16 protein-coding genes are annotated in these 17,157 nt (G+C 71.4%); 9 read left to right on the top strand and 7 right to left on the bottom strand.

Going from position 1 to position 17,157, the window contains the following annotated elements:
- Positions 1-64 precede the first annotated feature (64 nt).
- From OG408_RS19495 to paaA, 5 genes are read right to left on the bottom strand one after another with little or no spacing between them, the layout of a single operon-like run.
- Complete coding sequence (locus tag OG408_RS19495; protein ID WP_326671049.1) at positions 65-1,123, bottom strand: 2Fe-2S iron-sulfur cluster-binding protein; 1,059 nt, start codon at positions 1,121-1,123, stop codon at positions 65-67.
- Entirely contained in the window at positions 1,124-1,630 is a 507-nt protein-coding gene (gene paaD / locus OG408_RS19490; protein ID WP_326671048.1) for a 1,2-phenylacetyl-CoA epoxidase subunit PaaD, read from the bottom strand. It lies immediately after the preceding gene.
- Positions 1,624-2,325, bottom strand: a complete 702-nt coding sequence (gene paaC, locus OG408_RS19485; protein ID WP_326671047.1) for a 1,2-phenylacetyl-CoA epoxidase subunit PaaC — start codon at positions 2,323-2,325, stop codon at positions 1,624-1,626. Before paaC ends, paaD begins: the two co-directional genes overlap by 7 nt.
- Positions 2,322-2,612, bottom strand: coding sequence for a 1,2-phenylacetyl-CoA epoxidase subunit PaaB (gene paaB, locus OG408_RS19480; protein WP_219572877.1), 291 nt, complete (start codon positions 2,610-2,612; stop codon positions 2,322-2,324). Before paaB ends, paaC begins: the two co-directional genes overlap by 4 nt.
- Positions 2,609-3,631: a 1,2-phenylacetyl-CoA epoxidase subunit PaaA gene (gene paaA, locus OG408_RS19475; protein ID WP_326671045.1), complete on the bottom strand. Its 1,023-nt coding sequence runs from the start codon at positions 3,629-3,631 to the stop codon at positions 2,609-2,611. The genes paaB and paaA overlap by 4 nt, the downstream gene beginning before the upstream one ends.
- Positions 3,632-3,973: 342 nt before the next feature.
- Here paaA and OG408_RS19470 point away from each other — a divergent pair, with 342 nt between their 5' ends.
- The 3 genes from OG408_RS19470 (at position 3,974) to OG408_RS19460 (ending at position 6,872) form a co-directional block, all read left to right on the top strand.
- Positions 3,974-4,768: a DUF5819 family protein gene (locus tag OG408_RS19470; protein WP_442806136.1), complete on the top strand. Its 795-nt coding sequence runs from the start codon at positions 3,974-3,976 to the stop codon at positions 4,766-4,768.
- Positions 4,765-6,114: an HTTM domain-containing protein gene (locus OG408_RS19465; protein WP_442806039.1), complete on the top strand. Its 1,350-nt coding sequence runs from the start codon at positions 4,765-4,767 to the stop codon at positions 6,112-6,114. The genes OG408_RS19470 and OG408_RS19465 overlap by 4 nt, the downstream gene beginning before the upstream one ends.
- A 107-nt stretch (positions 6,115-6,221) precedes the next feature.
- Positions 6,222-6,872 (top strand): TrmH family RNA methyltransferase, encoded by a 651-nt coding sequence (locus OG408_RS19460; protein WP_266786281.1) that lies wholly within the window; start codon positions 6,222-6,224, stop codon positions 6,870-6,872.
- Between the two features lie 501 nt (positions 6,873-7,373).
- On the opposite strand, the gene paaN is transcribed toward OG408_RS19460, so the two are convergent.
- Positions 7,374-9,074 carry a phenylacetic acid degradation protein PaaN gene (gene paaN, locus OG408_RS19455; RefSeq protein WP_285569781.1) on the bottom strand — a complete coding sequence of 567 codons (1,701 nt, stop codon included), beginning with the start codon at positions 9,072-9,074 and terminating at the stop codon, positions 7,374-7,376.
- A gap of 123 nt (positions 9,075-9,197) precedes the next feature.
- Here paaN and OG408_RS19450 point away from each other — a divergent pair, with 123 nt between their 5' ends.
- Complete coding sequence (locus tag OG408_RS19450; protein WP_326671043.1) at positions 9,198-9,791, top strand: TetR/AcrR family transcriptional regulator; 594 nt, start codon at positions 9,198-9,200, stop codon at positions 9,789-9,791.
- 30 nt (positions 9,792-9,821) lie between these two features.
- Here the strand turns inward: OG408_RS19450 and OG408_RS19445 are convergent, their stop codons facing one another.
- A complete protein-coding gene (locus OG408_RS19445) occupies positions 9,822-10,328 on the bottom strand; it encodes an Lrp/AsnC family transcriptional regulator (RefSeq protein ID WP_405407065.1) in 507 nt (168 codons plus the stop codon).
- A gap of 262 nt (positions 10,329-10,590) precedes the next feature.
- Here OG408_RS19445 and pdhA point away from each other — a divergent pair, with 262 nt between their 5' ends.
- The 5 genes from pdhA to OG408_RS19420 all read left to right on the top strand — a co-directional run bounded on the left by pdhA (position 10,591) and on the right by OG408_RS19420 (position 17,155).
- Positions 10,591-11,763 (top strand): pyruvate dehydrogenase (acetyl-transferring) E1 component subunit alpha, encoded by a 1,173-nt coding sequence (gene pdhA, locus OG408_RS19440; RefSeq protein WP_326671041.1) that lies wholly within the window; start codon positions 10,591-10,593, stop codon positions 11,761-11,763.
- On the top strand, positions 11,760-12,791 hold the full coding sequence (locus OG408_RS19435; protein WP_266780349.1) for an alpha-ketoacid dehydrogenase subunit beta: 1,032 nt from the start codon (positions 11,760-11,762) through the stop codon (positions 12,789-12,791). The genes pdhA and OG408_RS19435 overlap by 4 nt, the downstream gene beginning before the upstream one ends.
- Positions 12,791-14,338, top strand: coding sequence for a dihydrolipoamide acetyltransferase family protein (locus OG408_RS19430; protein WP_326671039.1), 1,548 nt, complete (start codon positions 12,791-12,793; stop codon positions 14,336-14,338). The genes OG408_RS19435 and OG408_RS19430 overlap by 1 nt, the downstream gene beginning before the upstream one ends.
- A gap of 136 nt (positions 14,339-14,474) precedes the next feature.
- A complete protein-coding gene (locus tag OG408_RS19425) occupies positions 14,475-15,323 on the top strand; it encodes an NTP transferase domain-containing protein (protein WP_266780347.1) in 849 nt (282 codons plus the stop codon).
- Positions 15,320-17,155, top strand: coding sequence for a molybdopterin molybdotransferase MoeA (locus OG408_RS19420; RefSeq protein WP_326671037.1), 1,836 nt, complete (start codon positions 15,320-15,322; stop codon positions 17,153-17,155). Before OG408_RS19425 ends, OG408_RS19420 begins: the two co-directional genes overlap by 4 nt.
- Positions 17,156-17,157 lie beyond the last annotated feature (2 nt).

The raw sequence follows: 17,157 nt of genomic DNA, 5'->3' as shown, positions 1-17,157 counted from the left end.
ACCTGACGGATCGTCAAGATAGAACAGGTTCTACAAGAAGGGAACAGTCCGGCCGCACCGCGGGTCAGCGGTCGAAGTCGAGCTCCACTTCTCCGGTCACCGGATGGGACTGACAGGCCAGCACATAGCCTCCTTCCGTCTCCTCCGGCTCCAGGGCGAAGTTGCGGTCCATCCGCACCTCGCCCGAGACCAGGAAGGCCCGGCAGGTCCCGCACACCCCGCCCTTGCAGGCGTACGGCGCGTCCGAGCGGCTGCGCAGCACCGTCTCCAGCAGCGACTCGCCCTCCTGCACCGGCCAGGTGCCCGAGCGGCCGTCCAGGGTCGCGGTGAGCGTGCTGTGCGCGGACGCCTCGACGCGAGGCCGGGCGGCGGCCTCCGGGACGTCCTCGACGTGGAAGATCTCCTGGTGGATGCGGGTCCGGTCGACGCCCAGGCCGTGCAGCGCGCCCTCGGCGGCCCGGACCAGGCCGAGCGGACCGCACAGGTACCAGCCCTCGATCTCGGCCACCGGCAGCAGGGCCGGCAGGAGTCCGGTGAGCCTTTCGCGATCCAGCCGGCCCGATGGGAGACCCGCCTGCTGTTCCTCCCGGGAAAGCGCGGTGACCAGTTGGAACCGGTCCGGGTAGCGGTCCTTCAGGTCGGCCACCTCGTCCAGGAACATCGTGGATGCCGCGGTCCGGTCGCTCCGGATCAGGCAGAACGAGGCCTCGGGTTCCCGGGCCAGCAGCGTCGCCGCGATGGACAGCACCGGGGTGATGCCGCTGCCCCCGACGATCGCCGCGAACCGCCCGGCACGCGGTGCGAGCACGAAGCGCCCCATCGGGGGCATCGCCTCGACCTGGTCGCCGACCGCCAGTTCTTTGAGCGCGTACGTGGAGAACGCGCCGCCGTCGACGAGACGGATGCCCACCTTCAGCGACGGGTCGGCCGGCCGTTCGGTCGCCGGTGCGCAGATCGAGTACGAGCGCCGGATCTCCTCGCCGTCCACGGTGTAGCGGACATTGAGGTGCTGACCGGGTTTGTGGCGGAAGGTCTCGCGCAGTTCGGGCGGCACGGCGAAGGTGACAGCCACCGAATCGTCCGTGAGCCGCTCGATCGCGCTGACCCGGAGCGGATGGAACATCTACAACTCCTTGAAGTGGTCGAACGGTTCGCGGCACGACACACACCGGCGCAACGCCTTGCAGGCGGTCGAGGAGAACCGGCTCAGCAGCTCCGTGTCGGTGGAGCCGCAGTGCGGGCAGCGCACCGACAGGGTGAGCGGCACGGGTCCGTCGGCGGGGGACCCGGCGGCGTGCGGCCTCGGGGGTGCGATGCCGAACTCGGCGAGCTTGCGACGCCCTTCCGCGCTGATGTCGTCCGTGGACCAGGCGGGGGCGAGGACGGTAACCACGGAGACCTCGGTCATGCCGTGGTCGTGGAGCACGCGCTCGATGTCCGTAGACATGGCCTCTATCGCCGGGCAGCCGGTGTAGGTCGGGGTGAGCCGGACCGTGACGCGGCCCGGTGCCAGCACCTCGACGCCCCGGAGCACGCCCAGCTCCTCCAGGGTCAGCACGGGAAGCTCCGGGTCGGGGACGGAGCCCGCGAGACTCCGCAGCTCCTCCTCGAGCGGTGTCCAGGTCACCATGACGCCCCCGGATGACTGCGGTGCAGGTGCTGCATCTCGGCGACCATGCGGCCGAAAGGTTCCGTGTGGATGCCCTGCCGACCCGCGCCCGCCGTCCAGGCGCCGGTCTGCGGTCCTGTCGGTACGGTCAGCGTCGCCCGTTCCAGCACGGTGGTGACGGAGTCCAGCCAGCGGCTGTGCAGTGCCTGCCAGTCCACCTCCACGCCCTCGACGGGCTGGAACAGCTCGCCGGTGAAACGCCACAGGGCGTCCACCCCGCGCTGCATGCGTGCGTGGCTTTCCTCCGTGCCGTCGCCGAGGCGCAGGGTCCACTGCTCGGCGTGGTCCCGGTGGTAGGCGACCTCCTTGACCGCCTTCGCCGCCAGCCCGGCGAACTCGCCGTCACCGGCGGCCAGCTGTTCGTACAGCCCGTGCTGGTGCACGGAGAAGTACAGCTGACGGGCGATGGTGTGGGCGAAGTCGCCGTTCGGCTGCTCGACCAGCTGGACGTTGCGGAAGGCGCGCTCCTCGCGCAGGTACGCCAGCTCGTCCTCGTCACCCACCAGGGACAGCAGCACCCGCGCCTGGCCGAGCAGGTCCAGGGCGATGTTGGCGAGGGCCACCTCCTCCTCCAGCACGGGCGCATGGCCCGCCCACTCCCCCAGCCGGTGCGACAGCACCAGCGCGTCGTCGCCGAGGGCGAGGGCCGCGGTCACAGGTGCTTCACCCCGTCCGGGATCGCGTAGAAGGTGGGGTGCCGGTAGGGCTTGTCGCCGGCCGGCTCGAAGAACGTGTCCTTCTCGTCCGGCGACGACGCCGTGATCTGGCTGGAGGGCACCACCCAGAGCGAGACGCCCTCGGACCTGCGGGTGTACAGATCGCGGGCGTTGCGCAGGGCCATTTCGGCGTCCGGTGCGTGCAGACTGCCGGCGTGGGTGTGGGACAGCCCGCGCCGTGAGCGCACGAACACCTCCCACAGCGGCCAGTCGGTCGAGCTGCTCATGCTGTCGCCTCCCCGTTCGGTGCATCCGGTGCATCCGGTACGTCCGTGTGCTTCTGTGCGTACGCGGCGGCGGCTTCCCGCACCCAGGCGCCTTCCTCATGGGCCCGGCGGCGCTGGGTGAGGCGCTGCTCGTTGCACGGCCCGTTGCCCTTGAGGACCTCCTGGAACTCCGTCCAGTCGATCGCCCCGAAGTCGTGCTGACCGCGCTCCTCGTTCCACCGGAGGTCCGGGTCGGGGAGGGTGAGGCCCAGGACCTCGGCCTGCGGGACGCAGATGTCCACGAAGCGCTGCCGCAGCTCGTCGTTGGAGTGCCGCTTGATCTTCCAGGTCATCGACTGCGCCGAATGGGACGAGGCGTCGTCGGGCGGGCCGAACATCATCAGGGACGGCCACCACCACCGGTTCACCGCGTCCTGTGCCATCTCGTGCTGCGCCTGGGTGCCGGCGCTGAGGGCCAGCAGGAGCTCGTACCCCTGGCGCTGGTGGAAGGACTCCTCCTTGCAGATGCGGACCATGGCCCGGGCGTAGGGGCCGTAGGAGCAGCGGCAGAGGGGGACCTGGTTGGTGATCGCGGCGCCGTCCACGAGCCAGCCGATGGCGCCGACGTCCGCCCAGGTCAGCGTCGGGTAGTTGAAGATCGATGAATACCGCTGGCGTCCCGCGTGCAGCTTGTCGAGCAGCTCCTCGCGGCCGGTGCCGAGGGTCTCCGCCGCGCTGTACAGATACAGCCCATGGCCCGCCTCGTCCTGCACCTTGGCCATCAGGATGGCCTTGCGGCGCAGCGAGGGCGCGCGGCTGATCCAGTTGGCCTCCGGCTGCATGCCGATGATCTCGGAGTGGGCGTGCTGGGCCATTTGCCTGACCAGCGAGGCGCGGTAGGCATCGGGCATCCAGTCACGTGGCTCGATGCGCTCGTCGGCCGCCACCGCGGCGTCGAAGGCCGCCTCCAGGGCCTCGTCCGCCCCATCGGTACTGCCCGCTGTCGCCTGCGCTGTCTGGCCCGCAGTCACTGCCGCCATCCCGGACTCCCTACCGACCGATCGTTCGGTTCAATGTCTTCAATGGTGAGTCTGCGGCCCGTAGGGTGTCAACCCTGTGGATAACTGACCGGGATCGACGGGGATCGGGGCGGGATGGATTCGTACGACGGCAAGGACGTCGGCGGGGGCGTCAGCGGGGGCGCCGGCGGTGGGGGTGACGGCGCGGCCGACCCTGATCCGCGTACGGATTCCGAGCCACGGAAGGATTCCGAGCCACGGAAGGGTTCCGAGCCGCGTGAGGTTCCTGAGCGGCAGACCGTTCCCGAGGCGCAGACCGTTCCCGAGGCGCGCACCTTTGCCGAGGCTGATGTGCGTGCCGATGTGGCGGACCCGGGTGCTGATGCGGGTCCCGGGCACGACTCCGAGCGCGGCTCCGGTCGAGGCCTCGGTCTCGGCTCCGGTCCCGGTTCAGTTCCCGATTCCGGCCCGGAGCCGGCCCCTGAGCCGGCCCCTGAGCCCCGGGTCGGTATGGCCGGGCTCTCGTTTCCGTATCAGGTCGCCGCATCCGTGGCGCTGTCGGTGATCGGGCTGTTCGCCTGTGTCCAGCTCGGCATGGTGTTCCTGCACGTCGCCCCCTCCAACACGCTGACCAAGCAGTACGGCGAGGCGGTCGACCAATGGGTCTACCCCGAGTTCGAGCAGAACTGGAAGCTGTTCGCTCCCAATCCGCTCCAGCAGAACATCGCCGTGCACGTGCGGGCCGAGATAGCCGGCCCCGGCAGCCGTCGGACCACGCCCTGGATGAGCCTCTCGGGCGAGGACGGTGAGGCGATACGCGGCAATCTGCTGCCCAGCCACGTCCAGCAGAACGAACTCCGCCGGGGATGGGACTTCTACCTCGGCTCGCACGACAACGAGAACCGCGCCAACGGCATGCGCGGCCGGCTCTCCGAGCAGTACATCCGGCGCATCGTGATGCTGCGCCTCAGTGAGCACGACTACGGCGGCACCGTACTGAGGATTCAGGTCAGGTCCGAGATCAGGTCCGTAGCGGCTCCCGCGTGGAGCGGCGAGAAGATCAGCACCAAGCCGTCCTACCGGGTTCTGCCCTGGTGGACCGTCACCGCGGCCGACCTCCCGAAGGGCTCGGCCGCCTCCGAGGAGGCGGACCAGTGAGCACGCCCGGCCCCGACAGCACGTCCGGCCCCGACAGCACGCTTGGCCCCGACAGCAAGCCCGGTCCCGGACGCAGCCCCGGCCTCGGCCGCAGGCCTGGTTCCTCTCGCCGGTTCGGTTCCGAGCGCGGGCTCCCCCGCGGCATTCAGCGCATCACGGCCTCGGCCCTGGGCCCGTACCAGAGCGCCGTCATCCGGATCGGCTTCTCCGCCACGTACCTGCTCTTCCTGCTGCGCGAGTTTCCGCACCGGCACGAGATGTACGGCCCCGATGCTCCGTGGCGCTGGGACATGGCGCACCAGCTCATCTCCGGCAATCAGGCCTTCACCACGCTCATGTGGTCGGACAGCTCGGTCTGGTTCGAGTTCGTGTACGGGCTGGCGCTGGTCTCCGCCGCGCTGCTGATGGTCGGCTGGCACACCCGTGCCATGTCCGTGCTGTTCATGGCCGGTGTTCTCTCGCTGCAGAACCGCAGCATCTTCATGGGCGACGGCGGCGACAACGTCATCCACCTCATGGCGATCTACCTGGTGCTCACCCGGTGCGGGCAGGTCTGGTCCCTGGACGCCCGCCGTGCCCGGCGCCCGGTCGACGGCGAACCGCGGGCGGGTGACCTGGCCGGTCCGCTGCTGTGGGTGGCGTTCGGCGCGGTTCTTCTCGGGGCCACGGTGACGGACAACCTGGGCGGGACCTCCTGGCTGCCGGTCTTCTTCTGGATCCTGTGGATCGGCCACGGCGTCTGGTGGGCCGTGAGCCGGTACGCACCGCAGAGCGAGCCGCGCACCCTGCTCGATGTCGTCGCCAACCTCGCCCACAACGCGACGCTCGTCGTGATCATGGCCGAGGTCTGCCTGATCTACTCGACCGCGGGCTGGTACAAGATCCAGGGCTCCCGGTGGCAGGACGGCACGGCGCTGTACTACCCGCTCAAGCTCCACTACTTCACGCCCTGGCCGGCGCTCTCCGACATCCTCGCCTCCAGCGGGGTGATGGTGATGGTGCTGACGTACGCCACGGTCATCGTGCAGGTCGCCTTCCCGTTCACGCTGTTCAACCGGCGCGTCAAGAACGTGCTGCTCGTCGTGATGATCTGCGAGCACGCCGGTATCGCCCTGCTGCTGGGGCTCCCCTTCTTCTCGATGGCCATGATCGCGGCGGATGCCGTCTTCCTGCCGACCGTCTTCCTGGTGTGGCTCGGAGGCCGGGCGGCTCTCGGGCGGGACCTGCTGGTGCGGCGCCGGAACGGGAAGGGGCGGCGTGGCGAGGTGCCGGGGCCACGGGACGGTGCGGACCGGCGGGAGGCACCGCAGCACAGTGGCGACGGGGGCCATACGCTCGTCGGGTGAGCAGCGAGATGGGTAGTGCGAGTGGTGCGGACAGTGCCGGTGGTGTCAGTGGTGCGGGTGGCCCTGGCGCTGTCGGCGGTGCCGATGGTGTGGATGAGCCGGCCCAGATGGGTGAGCCGGCTCAGTACGACGAGGGGTTCGGGACGGAGATCGGGGTCGGGCCGCATCCGCTTCCCTGGCCCGTCGGAGAGCGGTACGACCCCGAGCTGCTTGCCCATGGCGACCGGCGCAATGTCGGTGATGGCTACCGCTACTGGACCCGTGAGGCGATCGTCGCCGATCTCGATCTGCGGCGGCACGACTTTCATGTGGCGGTGGAGAACTGGGGCCACGACTTCAACATCGGCTCCGTCGTCCGTACCGCGAACGCCTTCCTCGCCAAGGAGGTGCACATCGTGGGGCGGCGGCGCTGGAACCGTCGCGGAGCGATGGTCACCGACCGGTATCAGCATGTCCGGCACCACCCGGACACCGCCGATCTGACCGCCTGGGCGGAGGCCGAGGGGCTGCCGATCATCGGTATCGACAATCTGCCGGGTGCCGTGCCGCTGGAGCGGACGGAGCTGCCTCGGCGCTGCGTGCTGCTCTTCGGGCAGGAGGGGCCGGGGCTGACCGAAGAGGCCCGTAAGCACGCCTCGATGGTGTGCTCGATCGCGCAGTTCGGGTCGACGCGGTCGATCAATGCGGGGGCTGCTGCGGCGATTGCGATGCATGCGTGGGTGCAGCGGTATGCGGATATTTCTGGGGGCGGGGCGTAGGCCTGGCCCTGGGCTGTTGCCCGGACCGGGGTGGTCCGAGTCCCTGGACCGGGGTGGTCCGGGGCCCGGACCGGGGCGGTCCGGAGCCCGGACCGGGGTGGTCCGGGGTCTGGTTGCGGTCGCGGCTGGGCGTGCGGGAGGGGGTGGGTGGCGTCGCCTGCGGCGGGGCTTTTCCCCTACCCGCCCCTTCCCGTAACCGGGGCTCCGCCCCGGACCCCGCTCCTCAAACGCCGGAGGGGCTGGGTGGGGCGAAGGGGCCGGATGAGGGCCGGGAGGGGAGGGGAGGGGAGGGGACTGGGGTAGGGCCCCACAGCGGGAGGGTCCTGGGTCGGGAGGAACCTGGATCGGGTAGGGCCCCACAGCGGGAGGGACCTGGGTCGGGAGGAACCTGGATCGGGTAGGGCCGAAAGCCGGAGGGGCTTGGGTCGGGAAGGGCCTGGATCGGAGGGGCCCACAGCGGGAAGGGCCTGGATGGGGAGGGCCCGTCGGTTGGTGCCGGGGTCAGCGTTGGCGGCGGACTTCCAGGGTGCGGAAGCGGTTCGAGACGAAGGCGCCGTCGCACAGGGCGGCGTTCGCTGCCGGGTTGCCTCCTGAGCCGTGGAAGTCGGAGAACGCCGCCGTCTGGTTGACGTACACCCCGCCGGTCAGGTTCAGCGAGAGCTGGGCCGACTCGTCCAGGCAGACGTCCTCCATCGCGCGCTCCACCTCCGGTGAGGTCGTGTAAGCGCCCACCGTCATCGCTCCCTTGTCACGGACGGTGCGGCGCAGCAGCTCCAGCGCGTCCGCCGTCGAGTCGACCGCGACCGCGAACGAGACCGGGCCGAAGCACTCCGAGAGGCAGGGGGAGTCGTCGTCCGGCTTGGTGCCGTCGAGCTTGACGATCAGCGGGGTACGGACGACCGCGTCGGGGAAGTCGGGGTTGGTCACTTCCCGGGAAGGCAGCGCCACGTCGCCCAGCTGCGCGGCCTCCTCCAGGCGGGCCTTCACCTCCGGGTTGACCAGGGCGCCCAGCAGGCCGTTCGCACGGGCGTCGTCGCCCAGGAGGCCGGTGACCGCGGCGGCGATGTCGGTGACCACGTCGTCGTACGACTTGTCGCCCGTGTCCGTGGTGATGCCGTTGCGGGGGATCAGCAGGTTCTGCGGGGTGGTGCACATCTGGCCGCTGTAGAGCGAGAGCGAGAACGCGATGTTGGCGAGCATGCCGCGGTAATCGTCGGTCGAGTCGAGGACGATCGTGTTGACCCCGGCCTTCTCCGTATAGACCTGCGCCTGGCGGGCGTTGGCCTCCAGCCAGTCGCCGAACTCCGTGGAGCCGGTGTAGTCGATGATCCTGATCTCGGGGCGGAGCGCCAGGGTCTTGGCGATGCCCTCGCCCGGCCGCTCGACGGCCAGAGCGACCAGGTTGGGATCGAAGCCGGCCTCGGCGAGCACCTCGCGCGCCACCTGGACGGTGAGGGCCAGCGGGAGCACGGCCCGGGGGTGCGGCTTGACCAGGACCGGATTGCCGGTGGCGAGGGAGGCGAAGAGGCCCGGGTAGCCGTTCCACGTGGGGAAGGTGTTGCAGCCGATCAAGAGCGAGATGCCGCGTCCGGACGCGGTGAACGTCTTGTGCAGGTCGAGCGGGTCGCGCTTGCCCTGCGGCTTGGACCAGTCGGCGGTGCGGGGGGCGCGGATCTGCTCCTCGTACGCATACGCCACCGCCTCCAGACCGCGGTCCTGGGCGTGCGGGCCGCCGGCCTGGAACGCCATCATGAAGGCCTGTCCGCTGGTGTGCATCACCGCGTGGCCGAACTCATGGGTGCGGGCGCTGATCCGCGCCAGGATCTCCAGACAGACCAGGGCCCTGGTCTCCGGTCCGGCCTCGCGCCAGGCGGGGATTCCCGCGCGCATCGCGGGGAGCAGGACATCCAGGTCGGCGTGCGGATACTCGACGGCCAGCTCCGGACCGTAGGGCGAGATCTCACCGCCCGTCCAGCCGTCCGTGCCCGGCTGGTCCAGGTCGAGGCGGGTGCGCAGCACGGCGTCGAAGGCGGCCTTGCCCTCGGCCGCGCCCAGGCTGCCGGGGGCGCCGCCCTCGCCGTACGCCTTCGGGTGCTCGGGGTGCGGGGACCAGTACTCCCGCGTGCGGATCGCTTCGAGGGTCCGGTCCAGCGTGGGGCGGTGCTTCTCGGACAGCAGGTGCGGGGAGAGCTCGGCGGCCATGACGGACCAACTCCTCATCGAGCTGGGCAGGGACGGGCGGACAGAGTTAGAGTAACCGAACGATCGGTCGGGACAAGGGGGCCCACGAAACCTGTGGACAACTCGTAGGGGAGGATCGCGGGCATGACCACGGCCAAGCGGGACACGTACACCCCGGAGACTCTGCTCACGGTCGCCGTCCGTGTCTTCAACGAGCGCGGCTACGACGGCACGTCCATGGAGCACCTGTCGAAGGCGGCGGGCATCTCCAAGTCGTCCATCTACCACCACGTCGCCGGCAAGGAAGAACTGCTGCGGCGTGCGGTCACCCGGGCCCTGGACGGGCTCTTCGGCATCCTCGACGAGTCGGGGGCGACGCGGGGCCGCGCGATCGCGCGGGTCGAGTACGTCACCCGTCGCACCGTCGAGGTGCTGATAGCCGAACTGCCCTATGTCACGCTGCTGCTGCGCGTACGGGGCAACACGAAGACCGAGCGCTGGGCCCTGGAGCGGCGGCGCGAGTTCGACCAGCGCGTGGCCGATCTGCTGAAGGCGGCGGTGGCGGACGGCGATCTCCGCTCCGACGTGGACATACGGCTGGCGACGCGGCTGCTCTTCGGGATGGTCAACTCGCTCGTGGAGTGGTTCCGGCCGCTGGCCGACGGCGGCGCGGAGGGGGAGCGGCTCGCCGACACCGTCGTGCAGCTGGCTTTCGAGGGCATGAAGTCGAGCCGCTGACCCGGCGGCTGCCCGCCGGGGTGCCCGGGCTCAGGTGAGTTCCGTGGGGCGTTCCGGGCCCGGGGCCAGGTCCGTCTCCTCGAACACCAGCAGGGTGCGTGTGGACAGCACCTCCGGAATGGCCTGGATCCTGGTCAGGACCAGCTCGCGCAGTGAGCGGTTGTCCGGTGTGTGCACCAGCAGCAGTACGTCGAAATCACCGCTGACCAGCGCGATGTGCGTGGCCCCCGGCAGCGCCTGAAGCTGCTCGCGCACGGTGCGCCAGGAATTCTGGACGATCTTGAGCGTGATGTACGCGGAGGCTCCCTGCCCCGCCCGCTCATGGTTCACCCGGGCGCTGAAGCCGCGGATCACGCCGTCGTCGATGAGCCGGTTGATCCGGGCGTACGCGTTGGCGCGCGAGACATGGACCCGGTCGGCCACCGACCGTATCGAGGCGCGGCCGTCCGTCTGGAGCAACCGGAGGATGGCGCGATCGATGGAGTCGAGCGGGCGTGCCGGCGGAACCTGGCCGGGCTCCTCGGCCCCGTCGGCCATTTGTTCAGCTGCCATGTTCCCGTGCCTCCCCGTCCTGGACGACCTGTTCCCATCCCAGGCTGTGGAGAACCGTTTGTCCACAGGCTGGCGGTGCCTGTAGCCAAAATGCGCTCGCGACCGAACAATCGGTAGGTGAGACGCACCACATCCGCGGCTCGCACGGCTTTCGACATTTCGACATATTTCGACACCCCTCGGCATCGGGTACCCCTGATGCCGCCAGACGCCGCTCGATACCCCTCGATGCCAGGAGGTGCTTGTCATGACGGTCCAAGAGCTGCCCGGCGCGGCCGCCTACCGGCCCACGCCGCCCCCGGCCTGGAAGCCGCTCACCGATCCCGCGCCGCTGCTCCCGGACCCCGAGCCGTACCGCGTGCTCGGTACGGACGCCGTGGCCGACGCAGACCCCGAGCTGCTGCTGCGGCTCTACGCCGAGCTCGTGCGCGGCCGGCGGTACAACGCGCAGGCGACCGCCCTCACCAAGCAGGGCAGGCTCGCCGTCTACCCGTCGAGCACCGGGCAGGAGGCCTGCGAGGTCGCGGCCGCCCTGGTGCTGGAGGAGCGGGACTGGCTCTTCCCGAGCTACCGCGACACGCTCGCGGCCGTGGCCCGGGGCCTGGACCCGGTCGAGGCGCTCACCCTGCTGCGCGGCGACCGGCACACCGGCTACGACCCGCGCGTGCACCGCATCGCGCCCCTGTGCACCCCGCTCGCAACCCAGCTGCCGCACGCCGTGGGCCTGGCCCACGCGGCGCGGCTCAAGGGCGACGACGTGGTCGCGCTCGCCATGGTCGGCGACGGCGGCACCAGCGAGGGCGACTTCCACGAGGCGCTCAATTTCGCGGCCGTCTGGCGGGCCCCTGTCGTCTTCCTCGTGCAGAACAACGGCTTCGCCATCTCCGTACCCCTGGCCAAGCAGACCGCGGCACCGTCCCTGGCCCACAAGGCCGTGGGGTACGGAATGCCCGGCCGGCTGGTCGACGGCAACGACGCGGCAGCCGTGCACCAGGTGCTCTCCGAGGCGGTGGCGCGTGCCCGCAGCGGCGGCGGTCCGACGCTCGTGGAGGCCGTGACCTACCGGATGGACGCGCACACGAACGCCGACGACGCGACGCGCTACCGCGGGGACAGCGAGGTAGAAGCCTGGCGGGACCACGACCCGGTGCGGATCCTGGAGCGGGAGCTGACCGGGCGCGGGCTGCTCGGCGACGACGGCATCGAGGAGGCGCGGGTGGCCGCAGAGCAGATGGCGGCCGGGCTGCGGGACCGGATGAACGCGGACCCGGTGCTCGACCCGATGGACCTCTTCGCCCATGTGTACGCGGAGCAGACGACACAGCTGCGCGAGCAGGCGGCCCGCCTGCGCGTCGAGCTGGACGCGGAGAACGACCAGCACGACCAGCACGGCACGGACGACAGGGGTGCAGGGCGATGACCACCGCAGCGGCCACGGCCGGAGAGCGGACGGCGAAGGCCAAGCCCGCCACGATGGCCCAGGCACTCGGGCGCGCGCTGCGCGACTCGATGGCCGACGACCCTTCCGTGCACGTCCTCGGTGAGGACGTCGGGACACTCGGCGGGGTCTTCAGGATCACCGACGGCCTGGCGAAGGAGTTCGGCGACGAGCGGTGCACGGACACCCCGCTGGCCGAGGCCGGCATCCTCGGGGCGGCCGTGGGCATGGCGATGTACGGGCTGCGGCCCGTGGTGGAGATGCAGTTCGACGCCTTCGCCTATCCGGCGTTCGAGCAGCTCATCAGCCATGTCGCCAAGATGCGGAACCGGACCGGGGGCGCGATGCCGCTGCCCATCACCGTCCGGGTGCCGTACGGCGGCGGAATCGGCGGTGTCGAGCACCACAGCGACTCCTCGGAGGCGTACTACATGGCGACCCCGGGTCTCCATGTCGTCACACCCGCCACCGTCGACGACGCCTACGGGCTGCTGAGGGCCTCGATCGCCTCCGACGACCCTGTGGTCTTCCTGGAGCCCAAGCGGCTCTACTGGTCGAAGGCGGACTGGTCGCCGCAGGCACCCGCCGCCGTGGAGCCCATCGGGCGGGCCGTCGTGCGCCGTCAGGGCCGCAGCGCGACGCTCATCACGTACGGGCCGTCCCTGCCGGTCTGCATGGAGGCGGCGGAGGCCGCCGTCGAGGAGGGCTGGGACCTCGAAGTAGTCGACCTGCGGTCGCTGGTGCCGTTCGACGACGAGACCGTTGCCGCGTCCGTGCGGCGGACCGGCCGCGCGGTCGTCGTCCACGAGTCCACCGGCTTCGGCGGGCCGGGTGGCGAGATCGCCGCCCGGATCACGGAGCGCTGCTTCCACCACCTGGAGGCACCGGTGCTGCGCGTCGCCGGATTCGACATCCCCTATCCGCCGCCGATGCAGGAGCGCCACCATCTGCCGGGTGTGGACCGGGTGCTCGACGCCGTCGCCCGACTGCAGTGGGAGGCGGAGCACTGATGCCGCAGGTACTCGAATTCAGGCTTCCGGATCTCGGTGAGGGGCTGACCGAGGCGGAGATCGTGCGCTGGCTGGTGGAGATCGGCGATGTCGTCGCCATCGACCAGCCGGTCGTCGAGGTCGAGACGGCCAAGGCGATGGTGGAGGTGCCGTGCCCGTACGGGGGCGTGGTGACCGCGCGGTTCGGCGAGGAGGGGGCGGAACTTCCTGTCGGGGCACCCCTGTTGACCGTCGCTGTCGGGTCGGCGGAGGCGTCGGGGTCGGGGGCGAGTGCTGATGCCGGTTCCGGTTCCGGTGCCCGTACGGGCCCGGGTGCTGACGGCGCGGAGCCGTCCGGGTCCGGGAACGTACTCGTGGGATACGGGACCGGGGCGCCGCCGGTGCGGCGTCGGCGGGTCCGGCCCGAGGGCCTTTCCGCGTCTCCCGGCGCGCCTGCTCCTAGTCGTAGCCCGGGCCCTGGCACTAGTCCTGGTCCTGGCACTGGTCCTGGTCCTGTTTCTGCGCCTGACCCGACTCCTGCTCCGGCTGCGCGCGTTGCGGTCGCGCGGGTTTCGGACGGGAGGCAGGGGCCGGTCGCTGTCGTCTCCCCGCTGGTGCGCAAGCTGGCGCGGCAGCACGATCTCGATCTGCGACAGCTCGCCGGGTCCGGGCCCGACGGCCTGATCCTGCGGGCGGATGTCGAGTCCGCCATCCGGTCGGCGACGTCGGCTCCTGCCGTCGCTGTCGCCACTGCCGCGGCCGGTTCCGCCACGGCTGCTTCCGTCACCGCTGCTCCCGCTGCGCCTGCGTCGCCCGTGACGTCCGTGTCGCCTGTGACGGGTGGGTCTTCGGTGCGTCCTGCCGGGGAACGGATTCCATTGCGCGGGGTGCGGGGAGCGGTCGCGGACAAGCTGTCGCGCAGCCGACGGGAGATCCCCGACGCCACGTGCTGGGTGGACGCCGATGCCACCGAGCTGATGGCGGCCCGGGCCGCGATGAACAGCGTGGGCGGTTCCGGTTCCGGTGCCGGTCCCAAGGTGTCGGTGCTGGCCCTGCTCGCCCGTATCTGTACGGCGGCCCTGGCCCGCTATCCCGAGCTCAACTCCACGGTGGACGTGGAAGCGCGCGAGATCGTGCGGCTGCCGGAGGTCCATCTCGGCTTCGCGGCCCAGACCGAGCGCGGGCTCGTCGTCCCCGTCGTGCGGGATGCGCAGGTGCGCAACGTGGAGTCGATCGGGGCGGAGATCGCCCGGCTGACCGAAGCGGCGAGGACCGGGACGCTGAAGCCGGCGGAGCTGACCGGCGGCACGTTCACGCTGAACAACTACGGGGTGTTCGGCGTCGACGGTTCCACACCGATCATCAACCACCCCGAGGCGGCGATGCTCGGCGTCGGCCGGATCGTCGCCAAGCCGTGGGTCCACGAGGGCGAGCTCGCCGTACGACGGGTCGTCCAGCTCTCGCTGACCTTCGACCACCGGGTCTGCGACGGCGGTACGGCGGGAGGCTTCCTGCGGTACGTGGCCGACTGCGTGGAACAGCCGGCGGTGCTCCTGCGGACGCTGTAGGCCCCGGAGGGGCCGGCCCGGGGGTGGTGGGGCTGACGCCCTGCGCGCCCTGGTCTCCCCGTTCGCGTTCTCCGTTGATCCACGGGAATGGGGACGGGGAGGATCCACCGGGCGCCGTGGCACGCATACTCGGGGCATGACCGCGTATGACGCCATCGTTCTCGCCGGAGGGGCCGCGAAGCGGCTCGGCGGCGCCGACAAGCCCGGGCTCCGGGTCGGTGGCCGGCCGCTGCTCGACCGGGTACTCGGTGCCTGCGCCGGTGCCGGGACCACCGTGGTCGTGGGAGGCAGACGGCCCACCGCGCGTCCGGTGACCTGGACGCGCGAAGAGCCGCCGGGCGGCGGCCCGTTGGCCGCGCTCGGTGCCGGGGTGCGGCACACGGCGGCGGAACACGTGCTCGTGCTCTCCGCCGATCTGCCGTTCCTGGGCGCGGACACCGTCGGCTCGCTGCTGGAAGCGCTCGGCCGGGGAGACGTCGAGGGTGCGGTCTGCACCGACCAGGACGGCCGGGACCAGCCTCTCGTGGCCGTCTACCGTGCGGAGCCGCTGCGCCGTGAACTGGCGCTCATCGCCACGGAGCACGGCAGTCTGGCCGGGCTGCCCCTGCGGCTGCTCACCCATGAACTGGAGCTTGCCCGGGTGGCGGCGGACCCGCTCGCCTCGTTCGACTGCGACACCTGGGAGGACATCGCTTCGGCCCGGGCCCGGATCAGAGAACATGGGACCGTGCTGGACGAATGGATCACCGCAGTCAAGACCGAACTGGGCATCGAACTCGACGTCGACACCGGCGTCCTGCTCGACCTCGCCCGTGATGCCGCCCACGGCGTCGCCCGGCCCGCAGCGCCCCTGACGACCTTCCTGGTCGGCTACGCGGCTGCGCAGGCGAGCGGCGACGGCGGCGGACCCGAAGCGGTGGCCGAGGCCGCCCGGAAGGCCGCCGCGCTCGCCCTCCGGTGGGCGGACGAGAACGAGTCGCCATGACGGGCCCCAGCGGCAGCGCCGAGCGGCTGCCGCCGTCCGGCCGGGTCGCCGAACAGAAACGCGCTCCCGTCGCCGAAGCGACCGAAGCGACCCAAGCGACCGAGGCAACTGAAGCGACTGAAGCGACCCAAGCGACCGAACCCGCTGAACCCGCCGAAGCCGCCGAACCCGCAGAGCCTGCCGAACCCGCCGAAGCGGTCGCATCCGCCCGAGCTGCCCTGGCGGCCGAAGCCGCCGAGGAACTGGCCGTGGCGCAGGCCCTCGCCCTGGTGGGCCCGCCCGCACCTTCAGATCCGACAGCCGCAGCCGCAGCCGCAACTGCCTCCACCACCGGCCCCGCATCCGCAGGCGCCTCCACCACCGCCACCACCACCGCATCCGCCTCCGGAGAGGACCCCGACCCCGGCCACGGGCGCCGGCAACCCCCCGCCCAAGCCCACGCGGCCCCGGACCGCGGCGAGCGTCTCCCGGCGCACTCCCCCGAGCATTCCCCCACCCCCACCCCCACCCCCGCCCCCGGCCGGCACTCCGCCCAGGGCCGGCGGCACGTCCGGGCGACGTCGTGGGGCGAGGCCCGTGCCCTTGCCGCCCGGGCCGGGCGCGCGGTTCCTCCGCGTTCCGTGCGACTGCCCCTCGACCGCGCCCTCGGTCAGGTGCTCGCCGAGCCGCTCACCGCTCTCACCGATCTGCCCTCCTTCGACACCTCCGCCATGGACGGCTGGGCCGTAGCGGGACCGGGGCCGTGGATCATCCGGGCGGACGAGGGGATTCTCGCGGGACACGCCACCCCGGCCCCCCTTCCCGACGGCGACGCCATCCGCATCGCCACGGGTGCCCGGATCCCGTCGGACGTCACCGCCGTCATCCGCAGCGAGCACGCCCACGCCGACGAGGCCAAGGGGCTGCTGCACGCGCAGCGTCAGGTGCACCCCGGGCAGGACATCAGGCCGCGTGGTCAGGAGTGCCGCTCGGGCGACCAACTCCTCCCCGCCGGAACGCTGGTGACTCCCGCCGTCCTCGGGCTTGCCGCGGCCGCCGGTTACGACGAGCTGCCGGCCAGACCCCGGCCGCGGGTCGACGTCCTCGTCCTGGGTGACGAACTCCTGACCGCCGGTCTGCCGCACGACGGGCTGATCCGGGACGCTCTCGGCCCGATGATCGGCCCCTGGCTGCGCGCGCTGGGCGCCGAGGTCGCCGCACCGCGCCGCCTCGGCGATGACGCGGAGGCCCTTCGGCAGGCGCTCACCGGCTCCCGGGCCGACCTGATCATCACCACCGGCGGCACCGCCGCCGGACCCGTCGACCATGTGCACCCCGTCCTCGACCGGATCGGCGCCGAGTTGCTCGTCGACGGGGTCGCCGTGCGGCCCGGTCACCCCATGCTGCTGGCCCGGCTGGCGGCCGGAGGCCCGTATCTCGTCGGGCTGCCCGGCAACCCCCTGGCCGCGGTGTCCGGTCTGCTCACTCTCGCCGAGCCCCTGCTCGGCGGGCTGGCGGGCCGGACCCCTCAGGACCGCTACCGGATCGCCATAAGGGACGAGGTGCACGGCCACCCGCACGACACCCGGCTGGTCCCCGTGGTCCATCGCACAGCCGACCGGCCCGGCGGCGTGCCGGGTGCCACAACACGTCGCGACGGCAGCGGAACCGGCGGCGGTACGGATCACGTCGTACCCCTGCATTACAACGGTCCCGCCATGCTCCGCGGCATCGCCGCCGCGGACGGGCTGGCCGTTGTGGAGCCGGGCGGGGTACGGTCCGGCACCGAGGTGGAGATCCTCGATCTACCGTGGGCCCCGGCGACGCCGTGGACTGAAGGGTGTTTCACGTGAAA

This window comes from Streptomyces sp. NBC_01257, from assembly GCF_035917255.1.
Lineage (GTDB): Bacteria > Actinomycetota > Actinomycetes > Streptomycetales > Streptomycetaceae > Streptomyces.
Note: the sequence above shows the minus strand (reverse complement) of the source record. Positions and strands in the feature narration are given on the sequence as shown.

What these genes read in the sequence shown, in the direction of transcription:
- OG408_RS19495 (WP_326671049.1), bottom strand. Translation starts at nt 1,123, where the DNA reads ATGTTCCATCCGCTCCGGGTCAGCGCGATCGAGCGGCTCACGGACGAT.
- paaD (WP_326671048.1), bottom strand. Translation starts at nt 1,630, where the DNA reads ATGGTGACCTGGACACCGCTCGAGGAGGAGCTGCGGAGTCTCGCGGGC.
- paaB (WP_219572877.1), bottom strand. Translation starts at nt 2,612, where the DNA reads ATGAGCAGCTCGACCGACTGGCCGCTGTGGGAGGTGTTCGTGCGCTCA.
- paaA (WP_326671045.1), bottom strand. Translation starts at nt 3,631, where the DNA reads ATGGCGGCAGTGACTGCGGGCCAGACAGCGCAGGCGACAGCGGGCAGT.
- OG408_RS19460 (WP_266786281.1), top strand. Translation starts at nt 6,222, where the DNA reads ATGGGTGAGCCGGCTCAGTACGACGAGGGGTTCGGGACGGAGATCGGG.
- paaN (WP_285569781.1), bottom strand. Translation starts at nt 9,074, where the DNA reads ATGGCCGCCGAGCTCTCCCCGCACCTGCTGTCCGAGAAGCACCGCCCC.
- OG408_RS19450 (WP_326671043.1), top strand. Translation starts at nt 9,198, where the DNA reads ATGACCACGGCCAAGCGGGACACGTACACCCCGGAGACTCTGCTCACG.
- OG408_RS19445 (WP_405407065.1), bottom strand. Translation starts at nt 10,328, where the DNA reads ATGGCCGACGGGGCCGAGGAGCCCGGCCAGGTTCCGCCGGCACGCCCG.
- pdhA (WP_326671041.1), top strand. Translation starts at nt 10,591, where the DNA reads ATGACGGTCCAAGAGCTGCCCGGCGCGGCCGCCTACCGGCCCACGCCG.
- OG408_RS19435 (WP_266780349.1), top strand. Translation starts at nt 11,760, where the DNA reads ATGACCACCGCAGCGGCCACGGCCGGAGAGCGGACGGCGAAGGCCAAG.
- OG408_RS19430 (WP_326671039.1), top strand. Translation starts at nt 12,791, where the DNA reads ATGCCGCAGGTACTCGAATTCAGGCTTCCGGATCTCGGTGAGGGGCTG.
- OG408_RS19425 (WP_266780347.1), top strand. Translation starts at nt 14,475, where the DNA reads ATGACCGCGTATGACGCCATCGTTCTCGCCGGAGGGGCCGCGAAGCGG.
- OG408_RS19420 (WP_326671037.1), top strand. Translation starts at nt 15,320, where the DNA reads ATGACGGGCCCCAGCGGCAGCGCCGAGCGGCTGCCGCCGTCCGGCCGG.